This window comes from Bradyrhizobium sp. SZCCHNS2022, from assembly GCF_032377575.1.
GTDB classification, from domain to species: domain Bacteria; phylum Pseudomonadota; class Alphaproteobacteria; order Rhizobiales; family Xanthobacteraceae; genus Bradyrhizobium; species Bradyrhizobium aeschynomenes.
In genome coordinates, this window is the sequence record NZ_JAUHHZ010000001.1 from 3,120,051 (window position 1) to 3,139,338 (window position 19,288).

Here is a 19,288-nt window from a genome sequence, read left to right on the forward strand (position 1 = left end):
GTTCTCCTACTTGGACTTGGATGTAGCTGGTTCGCGCGACTGGCCGAGATAGGCGCGCTGGATGTCGGCGTTGCTCTTCATTTCGGACGCCGCGCCATCGCCGGCATTGCGTCCCTGCTCGATCAGATAGACACGGTCGGCGATATCCAGGCTGGCGCGGGCGTTCTGTTCGACCATCAGGATGCCGACGCCGTCGCCCCGGATGGTCTTGAGCGCGCGGAACACCTCGCGGCTGAGCAGCGGCGACAGGCCGAGCGAGGGCTCGTCGAGCATCAGGAGCTGCGGCCGCGACATCAGCGCGCGGCCGATCGCCACCATCTGCTGCTCGCCGCCGCTCATGGTGCGCACCGCCTGGCCCATGCGCTCGGTCAGCCGCGGAAACAGCGCCAGCACATGGGCGAGCCGCGCGTCCTCGCCGTCGCGGGCGCGCGCCGGATAGGCGCCGAGCTGCAGGTTCTCCGCCACGGTGAGGTCGCCGAACACCCCGCGCCCCTCCGGCACGAGCGCGATGCCGCGCTCGACGATCTGATGCGGCAGGAGCTGCGCGATGTCTGAGCCGTCGAAGCGGATCACGGCGCCCGCCCGCGGCCGGATCAGGCCGGCGATCGCCTTCAGCAAGGTCGACTTGCCGGCGCCGTTGGCGCCGAGGATCGCGATGATCTCGCGCGGCGCGACGTTCAGGGTGACGTCGGCAAGCGCCTGGTGCTTGCCATATGCGTGCGACAGGCCGGAGATCTCAAGCATCGGGCTCTCCGAGATAGGCTGTTATCACGGTGGGATCGGCGAGCACCTCGTCCGGCGTGCCGCGCGCGATCACGACGCCCGCGCTCATCACGACGCAGCGGTCGCAGAGCGCACGGATCGCATCCATGACATGCTCGACCATCACGATGGTGATGCCGCGAGCGCGCAAGGAGGCGATCAGGGCGATGCCGGTCTCGAGCTCGGTCGGATTGAGCCCGGCCAGCCACTCGTCGAGCAGCACCAGCCGCGGATGCAGCGCCAGCGCGCGCGCCAGCTCCAGCCGTTTCTGGTCGATATAGGTGAGATCGCCCGCCGGGCTGTCGGCCATGTCGCCGAGCCCCACCATCACCAGCAGCTCGTGGATGGATTCTTGCGCCGCGCTGCTGCGGCTGCCGCGGAACAGCGCCGCGGTGGCGACGTTCTCGGCGACCGTGAGATCGGGCATCACGCGCACCAGCTGGAAGGTGCGGGCGAGCCCGAGCCGCGCGATCCTGTGGGCGGCCATGCCGTTGATGACGGCGCCGTCGAAGCGGATGGTGCCGTCCGACGGCACCAGCGCTCCGGAGAGCATGTTGAGCAGCGTGGTCTTGCCGGAGCCGTTGGGCCCGATGACGCCGAGGATCTCGCCGGCGCGGACGTCCAGGCTGACCTTGTCGACGGCGCGCAGGCCACCGAAAGACTTGCCGACGGTCTCGGCCGCGAGCAGCGTTCCGCCGCCCGACAGCGGCTTGACCGCGGCGACCTTGCTGCGCTCGCGGCGCCAGACCTGATCGACCAGCCCGACCACCCCCTTCGGCAGCGCCAGGACGATGCCGATGAAGATCAGACCGAGCACGATGCTGAAATGGTTGGGCAGCGCCGCGGTCAGCACCTCGAACAGCAGCACCAGCGGGATCACGCCGAGCACCGGCCCGATCAGCGCGCCGGCGCCGCCGAGCAGCGCCATGATCACGACCTGGAACGAGATCATCGGGTTGAAGGCGATGGCGGGATCGATATAGGTCCAGCGCGGCGCCATGATCGCGCCGGTCACCGACATGAAGACGGCGCTGACGATGAAGACGCCAAGCTTCACCGCCGTGGCGTCGATGCCGGAATGGCGCGCGGCGGTCTCGTCGGCGCCGATCGCGCGCAGTGCAAGGCCAAAGCGCGAGCGCGTCAGCACGAAGCCGGTCAGGAACACCAGCGCGGTCAGCGCGCAGAGCTGCCAGTACAGCATCTCCTGGGTGATGTCGCTGAACAGATAGCGGCCGACCGATTTGTGGATGTTGACCTCGTACCAGATCACGAGCTGGCGGATCAGCTCGGCGAGGCCGAACGAGAAGATGATGAAGTAGATGCCGGACAGCCGCAGCGTCGACAGGCCCGTGATCGCCGCGACGACCGCGCCGACGCCCGCGGCGGTCAGCAGCTGCAGCGGCCAGCTCAGCGTTTCACCGGTGACGGCAGCCGTGTAGGCGCCGATGCCGAAGAACGCCGCCGTCGCCAGCGACACGTAGCGGGTCGGGCCGGAGAACATCGCCCAGGCGGTCGCCAGCACCGTGAAATAGAGAATGCTGATGCCGAGCGCGAGATAATAGCCGTTGGCATAGAGCGGCAGCGTGATCGCAGCCGCAGCAACTGCGAGCCCGATACACCAGGCGAGAATTTTTCCGGGCGAGGTCACGACGCCGCCTTTCCGAACAGTCCGGTCGGCCGGATCAGCAGCACAGCGAGGAACAGCGCGAAGGTCGCCGCCAGGGTCAGCCCGGGATCGACCAGGCGGGCCACCGCGGTCTCGACCACGCCGAGCAGCAGCCCCGCGACCAGCGCGCCCATGACGTTGCCGACGCCGCCCATGATGACGACGACCAGCGCCTTCATGGTGAAGACGACGCCCATCGAGGCGTTGAAGGTGAGAAACATGCTGACCAGCACGCCGCCGGCGGCGACGAGCCCGCCGCCGAACGCGAAGGCAAGGCCGGCAAGCTGGCCGACATCGATGCCGACGAGCTGCGCGGCGTTGGGATCGACGGCGACCGCACGCACGGCGGTGCCGAGCCGCGTCCGCGTCAGTGCGAGATACACCGCAGTGCCGATCAGCGCGGCGAAAGCGAGCGCGACCAGGCGATTCACGGCCAGGGTCGAGCCGAGCACCGTCACCGGAATGGAGAGATAGCTATAGCTGTAGTATTGACCACCGAACGCGACCAGCATGACGCCCTGGATCACGAACAGCACGCCGAACGTCACGAGGATGCTGTCGACCTCCTGCGCGCCCCGATCCTTGCTGCGGCGGATCAGGCGCTGCAGCAGCAGGCGATAGAGCAGCCAGTTGAGCAGTGCGGCCGCGGGGATCGCGAGCACGAGCGCCAGCAGCGGGCTGAGCTTGAGGCCCGAATACAGCGACAGCGTGCCGAAGGCGGCCGCGACCAGCGACTCGCCGTAGGACAGGTTCATGATCCGCGCGACGCCATATTGCAGCGTCAGGCCGAGCGCGATCAGGGCATACATGCCGCCCAGCACGAGGCCGGGCAACAGGATGTCGAACAGCAGCATGGGATGGGTGCCTCTTGCGCGAGGCCCGCGGGCGCGCATGACATCACGCGCGCCCGCAAGCTCACGGTCTCGTCTCGGCTATTTCCACTCGGGCTTCGGCACGACCGCCGCGCGGGCGCCCGGCAGCGAGGCCGGCGACAGCGCGTAGAACTCGCCGTTCTGCCACTGGCCGACGCTCCAGACCTCCTGCAGCAGGCCGTCCTTCAGCTTGACCTTGCCGATGATGGTATCGAAGGAGCCCTCGCGGATCTCCTTGGCGACCGCCGCACGATCGACCTTGCCGACCTTCTCGATCGCCTGCTGCAACACTTGAAGGCTCGCATAGGTGATCGAGCTCGCCCAGCGATCGGGCTCCTGCCCGGTCGCGGCCTTGTGGCGGGCAAGATAGTCCTTCAGCGGCGGAGAATCGGCATTCCAGCCGCCGATCCCCATCACGCCGTCGCTGTTGGCGGCGAACTTGCCCTTGAACAGCGGGAACGCGGTGCCGACGCCGACATAGAACACCTTCGGATTGTACTTCAGCAGCTGCGCCTGCTCGGTCAGCCCGATCGTATCCGGCGGATAGCTGAAGGCGATGAAGGCATCGGCATTGGCCGCGATCGCATCCTTCAGCAGCGGCTGCAGGTCCTGCGAGCCCATCGGATAGGTCTTGTCATAGGCGATCGTCAGCCCGGCCTTCTTGAACGCCTCGCGTCCGGCCGCGGCGAGCTCGATGCCGAACTGGTCGGCGACGCTGACCATCGCCACGGTGCCGCCGATCTTGCCCTCGCTCTTGAGCTTGCCGAGCAGCTCGGCGAGGCCGTTGGAGATCTGCGCCGAGGTGCCGAGCCAGAAGGTGGCATTGGCCCAGCGCTTGGCGAGCTCCGGCGCCTTGTCGGTCACCGAGGTGACCGCGAGATGCGGATAGCCAAGCTTGTTGAGGGTCGGACCAACCGCGAGGTTGAGGCCGGTGCCCCAGGGCGACAGGATGAAATCGACCTTGTCCTGGTTGGCGAGGCGCTCGATCGCCTTCACCGCCTCCTCCGACGAGCTGCGGTCGTCATATTCGACGATCTCGACCGGCAGCTTCTTGTCGCCGAGCTTGATGCCGCCCGCCGCGTTCACGTCCTTCACCCACAGCTGGTAGTTGGGCAGCGTGGTGATGCCGGCGCCGCCGGCATAGGGGCCGGTCTTGGAAATGGCGTAACCGATGCGGATCTTGTCGGTTTCGGCCTGCGCGGCCGTGGCGCCAAAGCCGGCCGCGATCGCCGCGGCCCCCGCGATGCGCAACAACTGACGACGGTTCGTCGAAGTCATCCGTTTGTCCTCCTCCGGTGTTCACGCGCGCGCTGCGCGGGTGAAGCATTGACGTTCCTCTGCTCCCCGCCTCGGTCCGCGGTTTTTGTTTGCGGTCGTTGGGGGCTTGACGAGGGAAACACCGCGGGCTTGGGTGGCGCAATGGACAGTTCCGGCAAAAGAGTGTACTTTTCTGGCCCGGCGGCCGCGCACAATGACGCGGCCCTGGCCCTGCGCCCGCCGCGCGGCAACCCCGCCACGGTCGGCGCCGAGGCCATTTCCTCGCATTTCGAGCCGAGGCGTTGGTCGCTCCGCTCCGACGCCGCCCGGCCCTTCATTCACCTGCTCTGCCTGTCGACGGGACAAGCCTCGGTGCGCTTCACAGCCGAGGAGATGCCGATCTGGAGCGGTCCTTCGCTGGTCTGGCTGCCGGCAGGATGCGCCGAGCAGCTCGACATCGCGGCCGGCGCGGCCGGTCACCTGCTTCGGCTGCGCTCCGGCCTCTGGCACCGCCATCTGCCGTCCTCGGCCGAGCCGGCCTATCTCGACCTCGCAGGCACCGAAGCCGTTCTGGCGTTCGCCGTCTCAGCCGAGCTTGCAGCAGTGATGGCGCGCTCGATCGCGGCCATCGCCGCGGAGCTCGAAAATCCGGCCAGGCGCGGCGCCGTCTCGATCCTGTCGGCGGAGCTGACCCTGTGCGTGCTGCGCTTCTGGAGGCTGTTCGCCGACGAGAGCGCCGGCGAGGCGCAAGGCTCGAGCGCCGAGATCCTGAGCCGCTTCCGCCGGCTGGTCGAGGAACGCTTTCATCAGCAATTGCGCGTGGCCGACTACGCAGCCCTGCTCGGCGTCACGCCGGACCGCCTGCATGCGCTGTGCACCGGCGCGCTGAAGCGCTCGCCGAGCGCGCTGATCCAGCAGCGCGTCGTCCAGGAGGCTGCGACCCGCCTGGAGACCACCACCGCGACGATCAAGCAGATCGCGTTCGCACTGGGCTTCAAGGACAGCGCCTATTTCAACCGCTTCTTCGTCAAGCACACCGGACAGGCACCGGGGGCGTGGCGCAAGGGGGTCTCGTCGCAACGAACCGCCGGACAAGCCCGCGCCGTTCTCGATTTCGCGGATTGGCCGTGACGCGCCCGGCCCGAGCAAGATCAGGTCCGTCCCCGACAACCTCATGCCGGCATCCCGCGGCGCCACATGCTTTTGCCACAGACATTATTTAATTTTAAAAGGCCACTTGCTGGGCAAAATTAGATTTAATATAAATTAAATCAAGCGCCCCCTCTGATAATTTAATGACCCAACACATCAAATCCTTGTCTTGGCAGGCATCCGGACGGCTCCGACGTCCGCAGCGCAACTGATGAAGCTTCAAAAACATGCTGCACAATCCCAACGCAAGCGCAGTTGCCTACAATCCTCAACAGGACCATGGCTGGGAGCGGGCCGGCCCCGGACCATTTGATCTGGCGCTGGGATTCCTGCGCCGGCATTATCTCGTGATCGCGATCACCGCCACAGTCTCGCTCGCTGCGAGCTTCGCCGTTCTCAAGATCGTGCCGCCGACCTATTCGGCGGACGTGAAGATCATGCTGGGCGGCGCCAAGCCCCCCGTCCTGCAGCCGCAGCCGGCGCAGGACGATCCGCCGCTCGACATGGAATCCCAGATCGAGATCCTGAAATCCAAGTCGATCGCGACGGCCGTCATCACCAAGCTGAACCTGGCCGATGATCCCGACTTCAGCGGCAAAGCGAGCCCCCTGCATGGCGCCGTGGATGCCATCCGCCGGCTGGTGAGCGCCACGCCGGAGCCGACGACGCCATCCATGGACGACCTGCTCGACGAGTTTCAGCGTCGCATGAACGCCTTCAGGATCGGCACCAGCACCGTCGTCGAAGTCGACTTCAGCGCCAGCGATCCGAAGCGGGCCGCAATGATCGCCAATGCGATCGTCAAGGAATATTTCGACCAGCAGCTGAAGGCGGAGGCCAACGAGCACCGCACCGTCACGGCATGGCTGCACGATCGTCTACAGGACCTCGGCAACGACGCCACCGCGGCCGAGCGCGCCGTGAACGATCTGAAGAGCCGGCACAACATCGTCACGGCCGACGGCAAGTTCATCGATCAGCAGCAGGTCACCGAACTGACCAACCGCCTGGTCGCCGCCCGGACGCATACGGCCTCGCTGATGACCCGGCTCAACCGGTTCGACGAGATGCTGGCCGCGACCAATGCCGACACGCCGATCGAGAGCTTTGCTGCGGTCTCTGACTTCTCCCCGGCCGAGCTGAGCGGCAATCTCAATCCGCCCGACGGGCTGTCGCTCAGCAATTCAAACAGCACGCTGATCATCAACAGCCTGCGTCAGCAATATCTCGACAATGCGAAGCGGGAATACGAGTACGCCGCCAAATACGGCAAGGACCATCTGGCCGTCGTCAACATCCGCGCCGCGATGAAGAGCATCCGCCAGGCGATCTTCGACGAGGTGCGACGCCTTGCCGACGTCGCCAGGCACGACTATGCGGAAGCCAAGCAGCAGCAGCAAGAGGTCGAAAAGCAGCTGGCGCAGGCCGTGGCCCGATCGCAGGACACCCGGGCCGCCGAGGTCAGCATCCGCGAGCTCGAGACCAGCGCCAAGGGATACCGCGCGCTGTACGATACCTTCCTGCAGCGCTACATGGGCTCGGTCCAGCAGGGCTCGTTTCCGATCACGAAGGCCCGCGTCATCTCCGCCGCGACGCCCCCGAAGAAGAAGAGCAAGCCGAAGTCGATCATGCTGCTGGCGATCGGGCTGTTCGGCGGCCTTGCGCTCGGCGGCGGCCTGGGGCTGCTGAGAGAAGTGCGGGATCGCAGCTTCCGAACCACCCATCAGGTCGAAGATCGTCTGCGTCTGCCCTGTCTCTCGGTCGTGCCCCTGCTGAAGCAGGACGAGGTCAACAGGATCACCAAGGAGGCCGCGCCGGGCTCGGTCGACAAGGCGGACGCGGATTGCAGCCCGCGCCTGGTCGCAAGAGGCGCGGGAACGTGCTGGGCCGCATCAGCCATGCCCTCCTCTCGGTTCGCGGAATCGATCCGCTCGCTGAAGGTCGCGATCGATCAGGATCCGAGCCGGACGTCGCGGAAGGTGTTCGGACTCACCTCCGCGCTGCCAAACGAGGGCAAATCGATCATCGCTGCCTCGCTCGCGCAGTCGATTGCCAGCTCGGGAAAGCGGGTGATCGTGGTCGACTGCGATCTCAGAAACCCGTCCCTCTCCGGCATGCTCGCTCCCGACGCCGGCATGGGCATCGCCGACGTCGTCTCGGGCGCGCAGCGGCTCGAAGACGCCGTCTGGACCGATCCAGTGACGCGGCTGCAGTTCCTGCCCGGCAAGGGCGCGGCACATCGCGACACCAGTGACATCCTGGCCAACGAGCAGATGCGCAAGCTGTTCGAGCGGCTGCGTGAGAGCTACGACTACGTCATCGTCGATCTTCCGCCGCTCGCGCCGGTTGCCGATGCGCGCGCCGTCTCGGGGCTGCTCGACAGCTTCGTCCTCGTCGTCGAATGGGGGCGGACACCGGCCGAGGTGGTCGAGCATGCACTGAACACGGCGCCGAATGTCTATGACGCGCTGCTCGGGGTCGTGCTCAACAAGACCGACATGAAGGCGCTGAAGCTCTATGCGAACCACTTCGGCGACTACTACAACCATGAATATTACGCCCGCTACGGGCGCGTCATGGCCGAATGAACGGGCGCAATCAGCGCTGATGCTCGGGCCGGATGGAGGGATGGGCGAGGCCGGCACGCTCGAGGACGCTGCGGAGATAGATGCCGACGAGATAGCCGACCTGGACGGCAACCAGACCGCCGGCCGACAGAAGCGCAGTCGACAGGCCGCTCGCGGCCGCAACCGCGATGCACTCCACGGCGACGAGGGCGACGAGCACAATCAGCGTGCGAACGTTGAAGATCGCTCCCGCAACTGCCCCGGCCCCGAAATGAAGCGCGATCACCCACATCAATCTTCATGCCTCCTCGGCCGTGTCGAGAGGCTAGCGGCGAATGGTTAGCGATGAGCTAAGCCGCTCGGGCGGATTCGGGCAAGCGCATGGCGGCAACACTGCACCGCGGAAAAAGCTGCTCGCGGCCCGTCGGCGAGAGCTCAGAACGGCAGCGGCCTCAGGAAAGATCCAGGCCGCCGAAGCGGAATATTCTCGCCATCAGCGGCGAGACTCCGACGAAGGATGCAACGCAGCCCTGAGCCTCCAGCTGCTTCCTCAGCATCAGCAGCAGCCCAAGGAAGCGCGCATCGATGGCGCAGACATTGGAGAAATCGACCGTCACCCGCTTGCGGGCCGCAGCTGCGGCACGAAATACCGGAATGGCCCGGTCGACGTGACGTGCATCTGCCGGCCCGGAGAGGCTCAAGGTCACCACCCGCGCGCCATGGTCCTGCGTGATCGTCAGCGCCTCCCCGCGCTCATGCGTGCGCCGCATCCACCAGGTGCAGAGCACGAAGGGCATCACGTGAGTGAACAGCAGCCCCAGCATCGCGGTCCCGTCGTTCCAGTAGCGTCGCCAGAGATAAGGCTCCTCCTTGATGCGCCACATCCACTCCAGGCCCAGGCTGCGCAGGACCGACGGCGCCCGCCTGACCGTACCGGCCTGGAAGTTGAGCGCGGCGCCCAGATGGGCGCGTATCGGAATCGCGAGCCGGTCGTGGTTGCGCAGCAGCCAGGATTGCCCCTTCTGACTGCTCAAGGACGCAACCAGGAAGTCCGCACCACTGGCGTTGATCTCCTCGATGATATGATCCCGGCTCATCTCCTCGGCAGAGCAGTAGCCCGGGTTCGACCAGCCGACACAGCGAAGCCCGCCCGGCTCGCCGTTCAGCGTCCGCGCAGCACGTTCTGCGGCACCCTGCGGTCCGCCAAACAGAAACAGCTTGAGAGCGTCTGCAGACCCGGCGTCCGACTTCAGCGCATCGAAGATGTCGGCACCGGCGGTGCGGCTCTTGATCGGAATGCCGATGAGCCGGGCGATCCACACCACCGGCATGCCATCGACTGTGCAGAGGTCGCTCAGGATCAGCGACTGCCTGAAGCTCCGGTCCCACTGGCTCGCGACCAGGAAATTGAGATTGGGAGTGGAGATCAACAAACGGGTCTTGCAGCGAGCCGCGTCGCGAATGCGACCGAGCACACCGCGCATGCCGATGGCGTCGATCGGCACTCCGAGGATGCAATAGACGTCGCGCGACAAGTCGTCGTGGACCGCCGGATCGAGCGTCACCGCGTCGACTTCGGGCCGTCCGCGGCCCGTGCTCTGACCGCCCACGCGATAGGAGGATCGCCCGACCTCCTGCAACTCCTGCGTGGTGAGCATCGACCGAACTCCCTCAATCTGTCCGCTGCACGAGGATGGCCGCCTTATGGATCCCGACGGCGGCGCCGGCCCCCCGAAGAGCGGGACAGCCCCAAAAATCGATCATTTAATTTTAAATCATTTGATTTATTTAATGTGGTTTATCTGTGAAAGAAAGAGCATATTTCCGGCAGCCACCCGGCAATGCGCAGAGGCCTCGACGAAACGTCTTTATTTAAAACCGCATCGGGATAATGTTCACAGGACCTGCCGCGGGGCGGCCCGCCGGATGGTCCATTCGGACAGTTTGGAAGCAGAACTCGGATGCCCAGATTTCAGCTGACGACATCCTCAACGGCCGCGGCGCCGCGCTCCTCTGCGGGCGCGTTCGACATCTGCGCGGTGATCCCGGTCCTGGCCTTCGCCTATTCGTCGCTCATTCAGCCGCTGATCTATTTCAGCTTTCCGCCGTCGCCCGGGCTTCAAGGCCTGCTGGAAAGCCGCACGGAGAACCGGATCTTCTGGCCCGCTTTGGCCGCGGTCGCCATCATCGTCGCCGCGCAGCGCCTGGCGCGCGGGACCCGTCTGACCGCGCCGCCCAACATCGTCAGCCTCTGCGTATACTTTGGTCTGGCCGGCGCCAGCGTCGCCTGGGCCTTCAAGCCGGAGTTCGCCTTCGTCCGTTTCGTTCAGGAAGCGATGGTGCTGACCGCCGTGGTGCTGCCGGCCCTGTTGTCGAATCCGAGAGCGGACCTTCTGCGCGGCATGTTCGCCTGCTTTGCGATCGGGGCGATCCTGAACGTGCTGCTGATCCCCGGCGGCTACGCCACCTACGCGCAATACGGCACGGCTCTGGTGGACATCGGCTATCAGGGCTATTTCTCGGGGAAGAACCTGTTGGGCGAGTTTGCCGCGCTCGCCTTTCTGCTGTCGGTCCACGAGCTGCTCTATCCCGGCCATCGTCGTCTGCTCGGGCTCCTGGTTGCCGCCGGAGCGGTCGTCCTGATCTTCCTGTCCAGCTCCAAGACGGCGCTTGGTCTTGCGCTCCTCGCCCCCGTCCTGGCGATGCTGACGCTCGTGACGGCGCGCGCGCTGCGGCTTGCGCCCGTCCTCGTGCTCGCAGTCATCGTTCTGAGCTACTTCGTGATCGGCCAGCTCGCCGGCTTCAACACCGGCCGGATCGCCTATCTGTTGACGGGCGATTCCAGTTTCACGGGCCGAACGACCATTTGGGCCTTCTCCGAAACGCAGATCGCGCAGAGGCCGTTGCTCGGATGGGGCTATCAGAGCTTCTGGCTGGTCGGAGCGGACGCGCCGAGCATCACCGAGGCCCCTGGCTGGGTGAAAGCCATGCCGAACTCGCACAATGGCTACTACGATGCGATGCTGGAGCTCGGCTACGTCGGCCTCACGTTCCTGCTCGTCTTTCTCGTGACCACTGTACACGTCATCGGGCGTGTCATGAAACATGACGCCAAGCGAGCATGGATCCTGCTGTCGGTCGCGTTGTTCGTAATGTTCTACAACTTCCTCGAGACCTTGTGGCTCCGCGCCTTCGACGTCTCCTGGGTCGTGTTCGTGCTCGTCACGGTCGAAGCCGCGCGATACTGGCGCCGGTCGCCGCTGAGCATGCCCTCCCGTCAATCAGCGTCCAGGCAATCGATTGGCTCCGTCCGTGCGCGACTCGCGTGGCGGCCTCGGCTCGGCATCCGCACATGACGGACGCCGCCGCGCCCTCGTAGCGAGCATCGGGACGGTCTATTGCGTTGCTCCTGGCGCCGCGGCGAAGGGCGCCCCGGCATCGAGCCTGGCCTTTGCCGGAAGCACGTGAAGCTTGGTCTCGGCAACCGGATCGACCCAGGGCCAGCGATGGTCGCCGAAGAAGCCGGGCTTGGCCCGCAGATAGAGCGAGGCCGGTAGCGGCTGCGCGGGCAGGCCATCGGTCCAAACCACCTGATTGGTGAGATAATCGAAATTGCCGCCGCGGATCACCGTCGCCAACGTCTTCGGATCCGGAGCCATCGTCCATCGTTCCGGATCATAGCCGAGCATCCAGATGTTGCCTGCCCCGCCCTGCCCCCAACGGGCAACGTTTGCCCGCATCGACGGATCGTCATAGACCCAGCCGCCCATGCGCCCCGGGCGTCCGAGCACGTTGCCGACGAAGGAGTCCCACCACGATCCATAGGCGAGGCCAACAGTGCGAATTCCGGATCGGTCGACGAAACGCTGACGCTGCCCGGTCAGATGGTTGCGGAAGAAGGTCAGATAGATGGCGTTGCCATGCGTGTAGTCGCTGTCGGCGTTGTGAGACAGGTTGCCCTCGAACAGCACGTGATGCGAGCCGGCCATGTGTGACGCATTGATGCCGACCTCGACCCAACCGGGATTGTCGAAATCGAACGAATCGTCGGCGTAGTTGTAGCCGACGACGGTGCCTGCACCTGCGGAGCGAAACACCATGTTCTTGCAGACATCGACAAGAATGTTGTTCTCGACCAGCACCTCCGACGAGCCCAGAGCGAGACTGATGGCGTATCCGGCACCACCCGGTTGAGGCCACGACCCGGAGTGAATATAGGAATCGCGCAGCTCGATCCGGAACGAGTTGTTGATCGCGACGCCTTCACCGAGCCACTGCGTCACTTCGATGGATTTGGCCCATGAATAGGCGGCGGCCTCGAACCGCAGGGCGCCATCCGCACCACCCAGGATGCTCAAATGTTCGACGCCCGCATTGGCGATGTGGATGTCGCGATTGTTGGCAGCGTGACCCCCACTGTTCGGGTCGGTGCTGTAGGGCGTGAGCTGCGCCTGATGGCTGACGCGGTAGCTGATCGTCAGGGGTGAGGTGAACGTGACCGTGGTGGGCGAGACGGATGCGATCTGCTTGATCTCGGCGGTCGCCCGGTCGGTCCGCGCGAACCACGACATCGACTTCGGGAGCACGCCGGGCGTCTGGTCATACGGTCCTGCCGCATTGGAGCCGCCATTGTCGTCGCCCGGTTGGACCGGGTGATGCATGTTCCAGGCGACGCGATCGCCCTGCCAGACTTTCGCTGTCCCCGGGAAGCCTGCCGGCGTCGCCTGCCATGATGCGCCCGACGTCTCATCGAGCAGCACGACGTCGCCGACCTTGAAATTCGCTGTGCCGGCCACCATGATCGTCGTCGCGCCCTGCGCGCCGTCAGCCGCCAGGTTCTGCGAGGCCGTGCTGTCGGGGCCGTTGTTCCAACGCGAGGGTCCGACGATGATGACCGGCTTCGGATCATAGCTGTACGAGCCGGGGTCGACAGGTGTGAGGATTCCCCGGGTACCGGCCATGACCGCTGACGTTCTGGCGCGGGCCCCGTTCGGCTTTACCAGCCGAGTCGTGCCTGCACCGGAGCCGCGCAACGTCACCGGGCGGCTGATCAGCAACGGTTCGCTGACGATGAATGTGCCGGGTCCTAGCATTACCACCTGCCCGGCCGGCGCAGCGCCGAGCGCCGCCTGGATCGCACCGGTGTCATCTGCGCCGCTTGGAGACAGCGTCCGGTAGATGGTGGTGCGGTTCGGAATGCCCCCCGACGACATCAAGCCCGGATTCCAGGCGACCCAGCGATCCGCCGGCAACAGACTGCGGTCCGATGCTGGCGGCAACCCAGGCGGCTCGGCGGCTTCGGCAACGCCGCCAAGGCTGAGCACCGCGAGCGCGGCCGCGCTGAAGATCCAGCCGCGTGGAAGACGGCTCGACGCGAACGGCAAGGCCCACCCCTGGGCCTTCCCAGCGGCCTCGCCGCATGCCGCCTCCATCCGCCTCGTCCGGGTCCGCCGGCACCCGCCAAGATTTAAAATCACCATGATTTTGACACGCCGCATGTCATAATATTAAATCAGGATTTAAATTATTGAAAGTCGTGAGCGACGCAGCTCGACGGGCCTCACATTCGACCAGCCGCCTTCTGCAAGGGATTTTGACCGTGACGCCATCGCGACGCTATCTGCTGATCTCGCCGTGCCGGGACGAGGCTGAGTATCTGCGCCGCACGCTCGACAGCGTGGCGGCCCAGACGGTGCCGCCGACGCTGTGGATCGTGGTCGACGACGGCTCGACCGACCAGACCCCAGCCATTCTCGAGGAGTATGCGAGGCGCCTGCCCTATCTGCGCGTCGTGCGCCGCGCCGACCGCGGCGGACGCAAGGTCGGCCCCGGCGTGATCGAGGCGTTCTATGCGGGCCTCGAGACCGTCCGGCTCGAGGACTACGACTATCTGTGCAAGCTCGACATGGACCTCGACCTGCCCCCGCGCTACTTCGAGCTGCTGATGGCGCGCATGGAGGCCGATCCGCGCGTCGGAACCACATCGGGCAAGCCATGGTTCGTCCACCCGCAAACCGGCGCCCTCGAGCCGGAGGTCTGCGGCGACGAGATGTCGGTCGGCATGACCAAGTTCTACCGCGTGGCCTGCTTCCAGGAGATCGGCGGCTTCGTGCGCCAGGTGATGTGGGACGGCATCGACTGCCACCGCTGCCGCATGCTCGGCTGGATTGCCGAAAGCGTCGACACCGAGCCGCTGCGCTTCATTCATCTGCGTCCGCAGGGCGCAAGCCACAAGGGCATCTGGACGGGACGTCTGCGCAAGGGTTTCGGCCAGTATTTCATGGGCACATCACCGCTCTATCACCTCGCGGTCGCCGTCTATCACCTGCCCGCCTATCCTGCACTGATCGGCAGCACCGCCATGTTGTGGGGCTATTTCCGGAGCTGGCTGAAGGGCCTGCCGCGCTACGACGATCCGGAGTTTCGACGCTTCCTCCGTACCTATCAGCGCGCCTGTCTGCGGCTGGGCAAGCGTGCCGCGACGGCACGGATCAATGCCGAGCGGGCCCGGCTCTGGCAAGCCAGTCACCCCCTCGCCGACACCAGATGATCGGCCCGCGGACCGCGGCGATGAAGCGACCTTTTGCGAAGCAAATCATTCTCGGGCTCGACCGGATATCATGGCCATGAATTTCGCATTCAGCCGTCTTCGCGCCGCCTCGTTGTCCGCTCCGCTCGGGGATCCGGGTGACGGCGTCTCATCTGCAGAGACGGCCGCCGCAACGAATGGGCAAGCCGGCCCTTCTCCGGTCATTCCCTCCCTGGACGGCATCCGCGCGCTCTCGGTCCTGATCGTCGTTCTCGGCCATTCCGGGCTTCAGACGGTGATTCCAGGCGGCTTTGGAGTCACGATCTTCTTCTTCCTGAGCGGATTTCTGATCTCGACGCTCATGCTGTCGGAGCACGAGCGCACCTCGACCATCAACGTCCCAAGCTTCTACGCACGGCGCGTGTTCCGGCTGATGCCGCCCTTGCTGCTCACATTGGCGATCGCCTATGGGCTCACCTTTACCGGCCTGCTGGATGGCGGGATCACCGCCAAGGGGCTGGCGGCGCAGCTCCTCTATTTCGCCAACTACTATGGCCTGTTCTTCGATCCCGGCAATACGGTTCCGGACGGCACCGGCATTCTCTGGTCACTTGCGGTCGAGGAGCATTTCTATATCGCCTATCCCTTGCTGATGATCGTGCTGCTCGGGTCTGCACTGCGCCCCCGCACCATCGGCGTGCTGCTCGGGCTCGTCTGTCTCGCCGTGCTCGCCTGGCGCATCCATCTGGTGCACGCGCCCGGCTTCTTCTCCGACCGCACCTATTACGGGTCGGATACGCGCATCGACTCGATCGCCTATGGCTGCATCCTGGCGCTCATGACGAATCCGATGCGGCAACGGAGGGAACACGGCGCGATGTCGGCAGCGCACTGGGCGCTGCTGCTGGGCGCCGCGGCCGTGCTGCTGCTCTCCCTGCTCTACCGCGACCCGACCTTTCGGGAGACGGCCCGCTACAGCATTCAGGGACTGGCCTTGATGCCGCTATTCTACCTCGCCGTCCGTTTCGCCGACGCGCCGCTGTTCCGTGAGCTCAACCGTTCCTGGATGATGACGCTCGGCACCTACTCCTATGCGATCTATCTGATCCACAATGTCGTGATCCGAACCATCGACAAGAATGTCCCCGCGATCGCAGCCAAGCCCTATCTGCTCTTTCCGCTGACGCTCCTGATCGCGGTGGTCTATGCGGCTGCGATCGAACGTTTCATCGAGCCGTATTTCAGGCAGCTCAGGCACAGGTTCAGGCCTGCGCCAGCCGGCGCCCCGGCCACCGAGCAGGCGCAGGACTCGAGCCGCAAAAGCTGGCAGCTTCGCGATCGTCTCGTCGAGAGCCCGACGACGCACGCGTCCTGATCACTCCGGCGGAATCAGAACACGACATCGCAGCACGCGGCACGAGCAGCGCCGGGCATCCGCCAATCTGCCGAGCCATCGTCAGGTAGAATGCGGCAAATTGTGTAATTTAATTCGTGCGCCGGCCATTTAATGTCGTTCCGTTGACATTGAATGATGGTTGGAGGCCGGCGTATGCGGATCGCGAGCGCTGTTGCACGACGAATTCGACGAAATACGCTGGGCCCCCTGCCGGACGACCCGGCGCTGAAGCCCCTGAGGTCGCCGCTGCAGATCGATTTGTCGGGCAGGGTCGCGCTCGTCACCGGTGCGGCGGGAGAAATCGGCCGGCCGATCGCACGAACCTTGGCGGCCTGCGGCGCGAAGGTCGCCATCCACTACCTGACGGCACGCGATACCGCCGAGCGACTGCGCGACGAGTTGAACGAACTCGCCCCACAGCGCGCCTGCACGGTCTCGGGTGACGTTGCAAAGCTCGAGGATGTCGAGGCAATGCGCGGGATCGCGGAGAGCCAACTCGGCCCGGTCGACATCGTCGTGAACAATGCGGTGACCTGGTTCGACGAGCGCCCCGTCGTCGATCAGACGGCCGACCAGTTCGATCGGGTGTTTCGCTCCTCCGTCCTGCAGGCCTGGGCGACCGCACGGGTGTTTTCCGGCCCGATGATCGAGCGCAGATGGGGGCGCCTGATTTCGCTCGGCACGGAAATGACGAGTCTGGCGCTGCCGAACCGCGCGCCCTACACCGCAGCCAAATGCGCGATGGACGGCATGCTGCGCTCGCTGGCGAAAGAACTCGGAGAACACGGCATCACGGTCAATCAGGTTGCGCCGGGCTGGGTCATCTCCGACAAGGACCGCCGCGACCGCGACGAGGTGCAGCCGCTCTATGAGCGCTCCGTGCCGCTTGGACGCCGTGGCTACGACCAGGACGTCGCCAACATGATCGCCTTTCTGGCCTCCGACCTCGCAAGCTTCGTCACGGGGGTGCGCGTGCCGGTGTGCGGCGGAATCGTCATGCCGGAGGCCTGAGCGGTCCGGCGTCGATGCCGGCGCCTCGCTCGTCTTCCGTCAGCGGAAGACGCGGTGGCGGTGGCACCAGCGGACGAACACGTAGATCGACCAGACGCGGGACCAATAGATTCCCGGGGCGCCATCGAGAAAGGCGCGCCAGAGCCGTTCCACCGCCGCGGGCGCAAGACCCACTGCCGCGATCGCCTGCGGATCGCGCAAGGTCTCGTCCATCGCATCCTGCAAGCCGCGCCGGATCCAGCGATCCAGCGGCAGCACGAAGCCGCTCTTGGGGCGATCGAACAGCGAGAGGTCGAGGCCGCGCAGGCCGATGCGCCGGAGCATCGCCTTGCTGCGCAGCGGCTCGTAGCGCGTCGGCTCGGGCAGCCGGTCGACGCTTTCGAACAGCACCTGATCGACCAGCGGTACGCGCTGCTCCAACGAGGCTGCCATGCTCGCCACGTCATTGTCGCGCAGCAGGCGCTCGCCAAGAAACAGGCGCTGCTCCATCACGCTGATCGCCGATAGCGGCGTGCGCGCGCGGGTCTCCGCGGTGATCTTCGCCTTCATCGCCGCCGGCAGACCGTCGTTCAACGTCGCGACGAGGTCGGACGCGAGCAGCTCGCGCTGGAAGCCGGGAAGGAACAGCGCATAGGCCATCTGATAGAGCGCCAGGAGATCGTCGCTACGCCGAACCATGTCCGGCAGCTTGGCCCAGCGCGTCTGCGGCGCGACGGCGCCGCCGGACGGCGACAGCATGCGCAAGGCCAGCGCCGCTGCGGCGACCTTCAGAGTGTCGGGCAACCACGCCGTGCGCCGCGACCATTGCTGCAGAACCGGCAAGTCGCGGAAGGACGTGTAGCCGCCGAACAACTCGTCGCCGCCCGTGCCCGACAAGGCCACGGTGAAGCCGGCGCCGCGGATCGCGTGCGACATGTAGTAGGCATTCAGACCATCGAAGGTCGGCTGGTCGAGGCTGTCGAGCGCTGCATCGAGATTGTCGACGAAGTGCTGCTCGGTCAGCACCACCTCATGGTGCTCGGTGCCGATGGCCCCCGCAATGCGGCGCGCGATCGGCCCCTCGTTCAGCTCCTGCTCTTCGAAGGCGAGCGTGAAGGTGTGGATCGGGCTCTTGGCCGCACGCTGAGCCAGATTGGCCATGACGGAGGAATCGACGCCGCCGGAGAGGAACACCGCGAGCGGCACGTCGCTGGCCAAATGCAGGCCCAGCGTGTCCTGGAGAATGGCGGCGAGCTGCTCTTCGTCCATGCCTTGCTGCGGCGCATGGCCGGGGATGGTCCAGAAATCCTCGTCGCGAACCGTGCGGCCGACCCCGTCGAAAGCGGTGAGATGACCGGGAGGCAACAACTCGACGCCCTTGACCGCCGTTCCCGGCCCGACCACGAAGCCGTTCCAAACGCCGCTGGAAACGGCCTGCGGATCGAGTTGCGGCTTGCCGAGAAGGCCCGACGCCAGCAGCGCGCGCAGCTCCGACGCGAACGCCAGCGACCAGCCCGCGTCGGGACTCGCCGCACGGGCCACGTAGAGCGGCTTGATGCCGAGCGGATCGCGCGCCAGCAGCAGCCGGCGCTGCTTCGGATCCCAGCAGGCGAACGCGAACATGCCGCGCAGCCAGGCCACGGCCTCAGGGCCGTGCAGGCCGAGCGCGCGCAGCATCACCGCGGTATCGCCCGTCGAGTTGAACGTCTGCCCCTCCGCGGCCAGGCGCTGCCGCAGATCGGCGAAGTTGTAGATCTCACCGTTGAAGACGATGACATGTCCGGTGACCGGATCTGTCATGGGCTGCACACCGGCCGGCGAGAGATCGAGAATGGCAAGGCGACGGTGGCCGAGCAGCGCACCCCAGCCTCGCTCATCCGGCTCGGAGACCCACGTCCCTCCGGCATCGGGACCCCGGTGGAGCATGGCGTCGTTCATGCGCTGCAGCGCTGCGCGATTGTCGTCGTCGACCCGGCCAATGATCCCAGCAATGCCACACATCAGGGAAGTCCGTCTGCAATGCGCGAGGTCAAGACGAGAGATGGGCAACGACGTCGAGCCTGCTGGGCTCGACGATCCCAGTCCGGGGTCGCGCGC

The 19,288-nt window shown here is 65.7% G+C and carries 14 protein-coding genes; 6 read left to right on the plus strand and 8 right to left on the minus strand.

Going from position 1 to position 19,288, the window contains the following annotated elements:
- Window positions 1-6: 6 nt before the first annotated feature.
- The 4 genes from QXZ94_RS13885 to QXZ94_RS13900 all read right to left on the minus strand — a co-directional run bounded on the left by QXZ94_RS13885 (window position 7) and on the right by QXZ94_RS13900 (window position 4,578).
- Window positions 7-744 carry an ABC transporter ATP-binding protein gene (locus tag QXZ94_RS13885; protein ID WP_172185507.1) on the minus strand — a complete coding sequence of 246 codons (738 nt, stop codon included), beginning with the start codon at window positions 742-744 and terminating at the stop codon, window positions 7-9.
- Window positions 737-2,410, minus strand: coding sequence for a branched-chain amino acid ABC transporter ATP-binding protein/permease (locus tag QXZ94_RS13890; RefSeq protein WP_315720876.1), 1,674 nt, complete (start codon window positions 2,408-2,410; stop codon window positions 737-739). The genes QXZ94_RS13885 and QXZ94_RS13890 overlap by 8 nt, the downstream gene beginning before the upstream one ends.
- Complete coding sequence (locus QXZ94_RS13895) at window positions 2,407-3,282, minus strand: branched-chain amino acid ABC transporter permease (protein ID WP_172113329.1); 876 nt, start codon at window positions 3,280-3,282, stop codon at window positions 2,407-2,409. The genes QXZ94_RS13890 and QXZ94_RS13895 overlap by 4 nt, the downstream gene beginning before the upstream one ends.
- A 78-nt stretch (window positions 3,283-3,360) precedes the next feature.
- The gene (locus QXZ94_RS13900; protein ID WP_315720877.1) at window positions 3,361-4,578 is read right to left on the minus strand and encodes an amino acid ABC transporter substrate-binding protein; all 1,218 of its coding nucleotides are present in this window, start codon (window positions 4,576-4,578) and stop codon (window positions 3,361-3,363) included.
- Between the two features lie 141 nt (window positions 4,579-4,719).
- Here QXZ94_RS13900 and QXZ94_RS13905 point away from each other — a divergent pair, with 141 nt between their 5' ends.
- Both QXZ94_RS13905 and QXZ94_RS13910 read left to right on the plus strand, forming a co-directional pair.
- A complete protein-coding gene (locus QXZ94_RS13905) occupies window positions 4,720-5,688 on the plus strand; it encodes a helix-turn-helix domain-containing protein (RefSeq protein ID WP_315720878.1) in 969 nt (322 codons plus the stop codon).
- 248 nt (window positions 5,689-5,936) lie between these two features.
- Complete coding sequence (locus QXZ94_RS13910) at window positions 5,937-8,297, plus strand: polysaccharide biosynthesis tyrosine autokinase (RefSeq protein ID WP_315720879.1); 2,361 nt, start codon at window positions 5,937-5,939, stop codon at window positions 8,295-8,297.
- Window positions 8,298-8,307: 10 nt separating this feature from the next.
- Here the strand turns inward: QXZ94_RS13910 and QXZ94_RS13915 are convergent, their stop codons facing one another.
- Together QXZ94_RS13915 and QXZ94_RS13920 are read right to left on the minus strand one after the other, a co-directional pair.
- Entirely contained in the window at window positions 8,308-8,568 is a 261-nt protein-coding gene (locus QXZ94_RS13915) for a hypothetical protein (protein ID WP_315726256.1), read from the minus strand.
- Window positions 8,569-8,728: 160 nt separating this feature from the next.
- On the minus strand, window positions 8,729-9,934 hold the full coding sequence (locus QXZ94_RS13920) for a WecB/TagA/CpsF family glycosyltransferase (protein ID WP_315720880.1): 1,206 nt from the start codon (window positions 9,932-9,934) through the stop codon (window positions 8,729-8,731).
- A 303-nt stretch (window positions 9,935-10,237) separates the two neighbouring features.
- Here QXZ94_RS13920 and QXZ94_RS13925 point away from each other — a divergent pair, with 303 nt between their 5' ends.
- On the plus strand, window positions 10,238-11,632 hold the full coding sequence (locus QXZ94_RS13925; RefSeq protein WP_315720881.1) for an O-antigen ligase family protein: 1,395 nt from the start codon (window positions 10,238-10,240) through the stop codon (window positions 11,630-11,632).
- A 39-nt stretch (window positions 11,633-11,671) separates the two neighbouring features.
- Here QXZ94_RS13925 and QXZ94_RS13930 read toward each other — a convergent pair whose 3' ends face one another.
- Window positions 11,672-13,660, minus strand: coding sequence for a glycosyl hydrolase family 28-related protein (locus QXZ94_RS13930; protein ID WP_315720882.1), 1,989 nt, complete (start codon window positions 13,658-13,660; stop codon window positions 11,672-11,674).
- Between the two features lie 215 nt (window positions 13,661-13,875).
- On the opposite strand from QXZ94_RS13930, the gene QXZ94_RS13935 reads away from it, so the two are divergent.
- The 3 genes from QXZ94_RS13935 (at window position 13,876) to QXZ94_RS13945 (ending at window position 17,212) form a co-directional block, all read left to right on the plus strand.
- The gene (locus tag QXZ94_RS13935) at window positions 13,876-14,826 is read left to right on the plus strand and encodes a glycosyltransferase (protein WP_315720883.1); all 951 of its coding nucleotides are present in this window, start codon (window positions 13,876-13,878) and stop codon (window positions 14,824-14,826) included.
- A gap of 76 nt (window positions 14,827-14,902) precedes the next feature.
- Entirely contained in the window at window positions 14,903-16,180 is a 1,278-nt protein-coding gene (locus QXZ94_RS13940) for an acyltransferase (RefSeq protein ID WP_315720884.1), read from the plus strand.
- 174 nt (window positions 16,181-16,354) lie between these two features.
- Window positions 16,355-17,212, plus strand: a complete 858-nt coding sequence (locus QXZ94_RS13945) for an SDR family NAD(P)-dependent oxidoreductase (RefSeq protein ID WP_315720885.1) — start codon at window positions 16,355-16,357, stop codon at window positions 17,210-17,212.
- A gap of 39 nt (window positions 17,213-17,251) precedes the next feature.
- On the opposite strand, the gene asnB is transcribed toward QXZ94_RS13945, so the two are convergent.
- Window positions 17,252-19,192 (minus strand): asparagine synthase (glutamine-hydrolyzing), encoded by a 1,941-nt coding sequence (gene asnB / locus QXZ94_RS13950; protein ID WP_315720886.1) that lies wholly within the window; start codon window positions 19,190-19,192, stop codon window positions 17,252-17,254.
- Window positions 19,193-19,288 lie beyond the last annotated feature (96 nt).

Excerpts from the sequence above, each read along its gene's own strand:
- QXZ94_RS13895 (WP_172113329.1), bottom strand. The coding sequence starts at position 3,282 with ATGCTGCTGTTCGACATCCTGTTGCCCGGCCTCGTGCTGGGCGGCATG.
- QXZ94_RS13945 (WP_315720885.1), top strand. The coding sequence starts at position 16,355 with ATGCGGATCGCGAGCGCTGTTGCACGACGAATTCGACGAAATACGCTG.
- QXZ94_RS13900 (WP_315720877.1), bottom strand. The coding sequence starts at position 4,578 with ATGACTTCGACGAACCGTCGTCAGTTGTTGCGCATCGCGGGGGCCGCG.
- QXZ94_RS13915 (WP_315726256.1), bottom strand. The coding sequence starts at position 8,568 with ATGTGGGTGATCGCGCTTCATTTCGGGGCCGGGGCAGTTGCGGGAGCG.
- QXZ94_RS13905 (WP_315720878.1), top strand. The coding sequence starts at position 4,720 with ATGGACAGTTCCGGCAAAAGAGTGTACTTTTCTGGCCCGGCGGCCGCG.
- QXZ94_RS13940 (WP_315720884.1), top strand. The coding sequence starts at position 14,903 with ATGAATTTCGCATTCAGCCGTCTTCGCGCCGCCTCGTTGTCCGCTCCG.
- asnB (WP_315720886.1), bottom strand. The coding sequence starts at position 19,192 with ATGTGTGGCATTGCTGGGATCATTGGCCGGGTCGACGACGACAATCGC.
- QXZ94_RS13920 (WP_315720880.1), bottom strand. The coding sequence starts at position 9,934 with ATGCTCACCACGCAGGAGTTGCAGGAGGTCGGGCGATCCTCCTATCGC.
- QXZ94_RS13925 (WP_315720881.1), top strand. The coding sequence starts at position 10,238 with ATGCCCAGATTTCAGCTGACGACATCCTCAACGGCCGCGGCGCCGCGC.
- QXZ94_RS13910 (WP_315720879.1), top strand. The coding sequence starts at position 5,937 with ATGCTGCACAATCCCAACGCAAGCGCAGTTGCCTACAATCCTCAACAG.
- QXZ94_RS13885 (WP_172185507.1), bottom strand. The coding sequence starts at position 744 with ATGCTTGAGATCTCCGGCCTGTCGCACGCATATGGCAAGCACCAGGCG.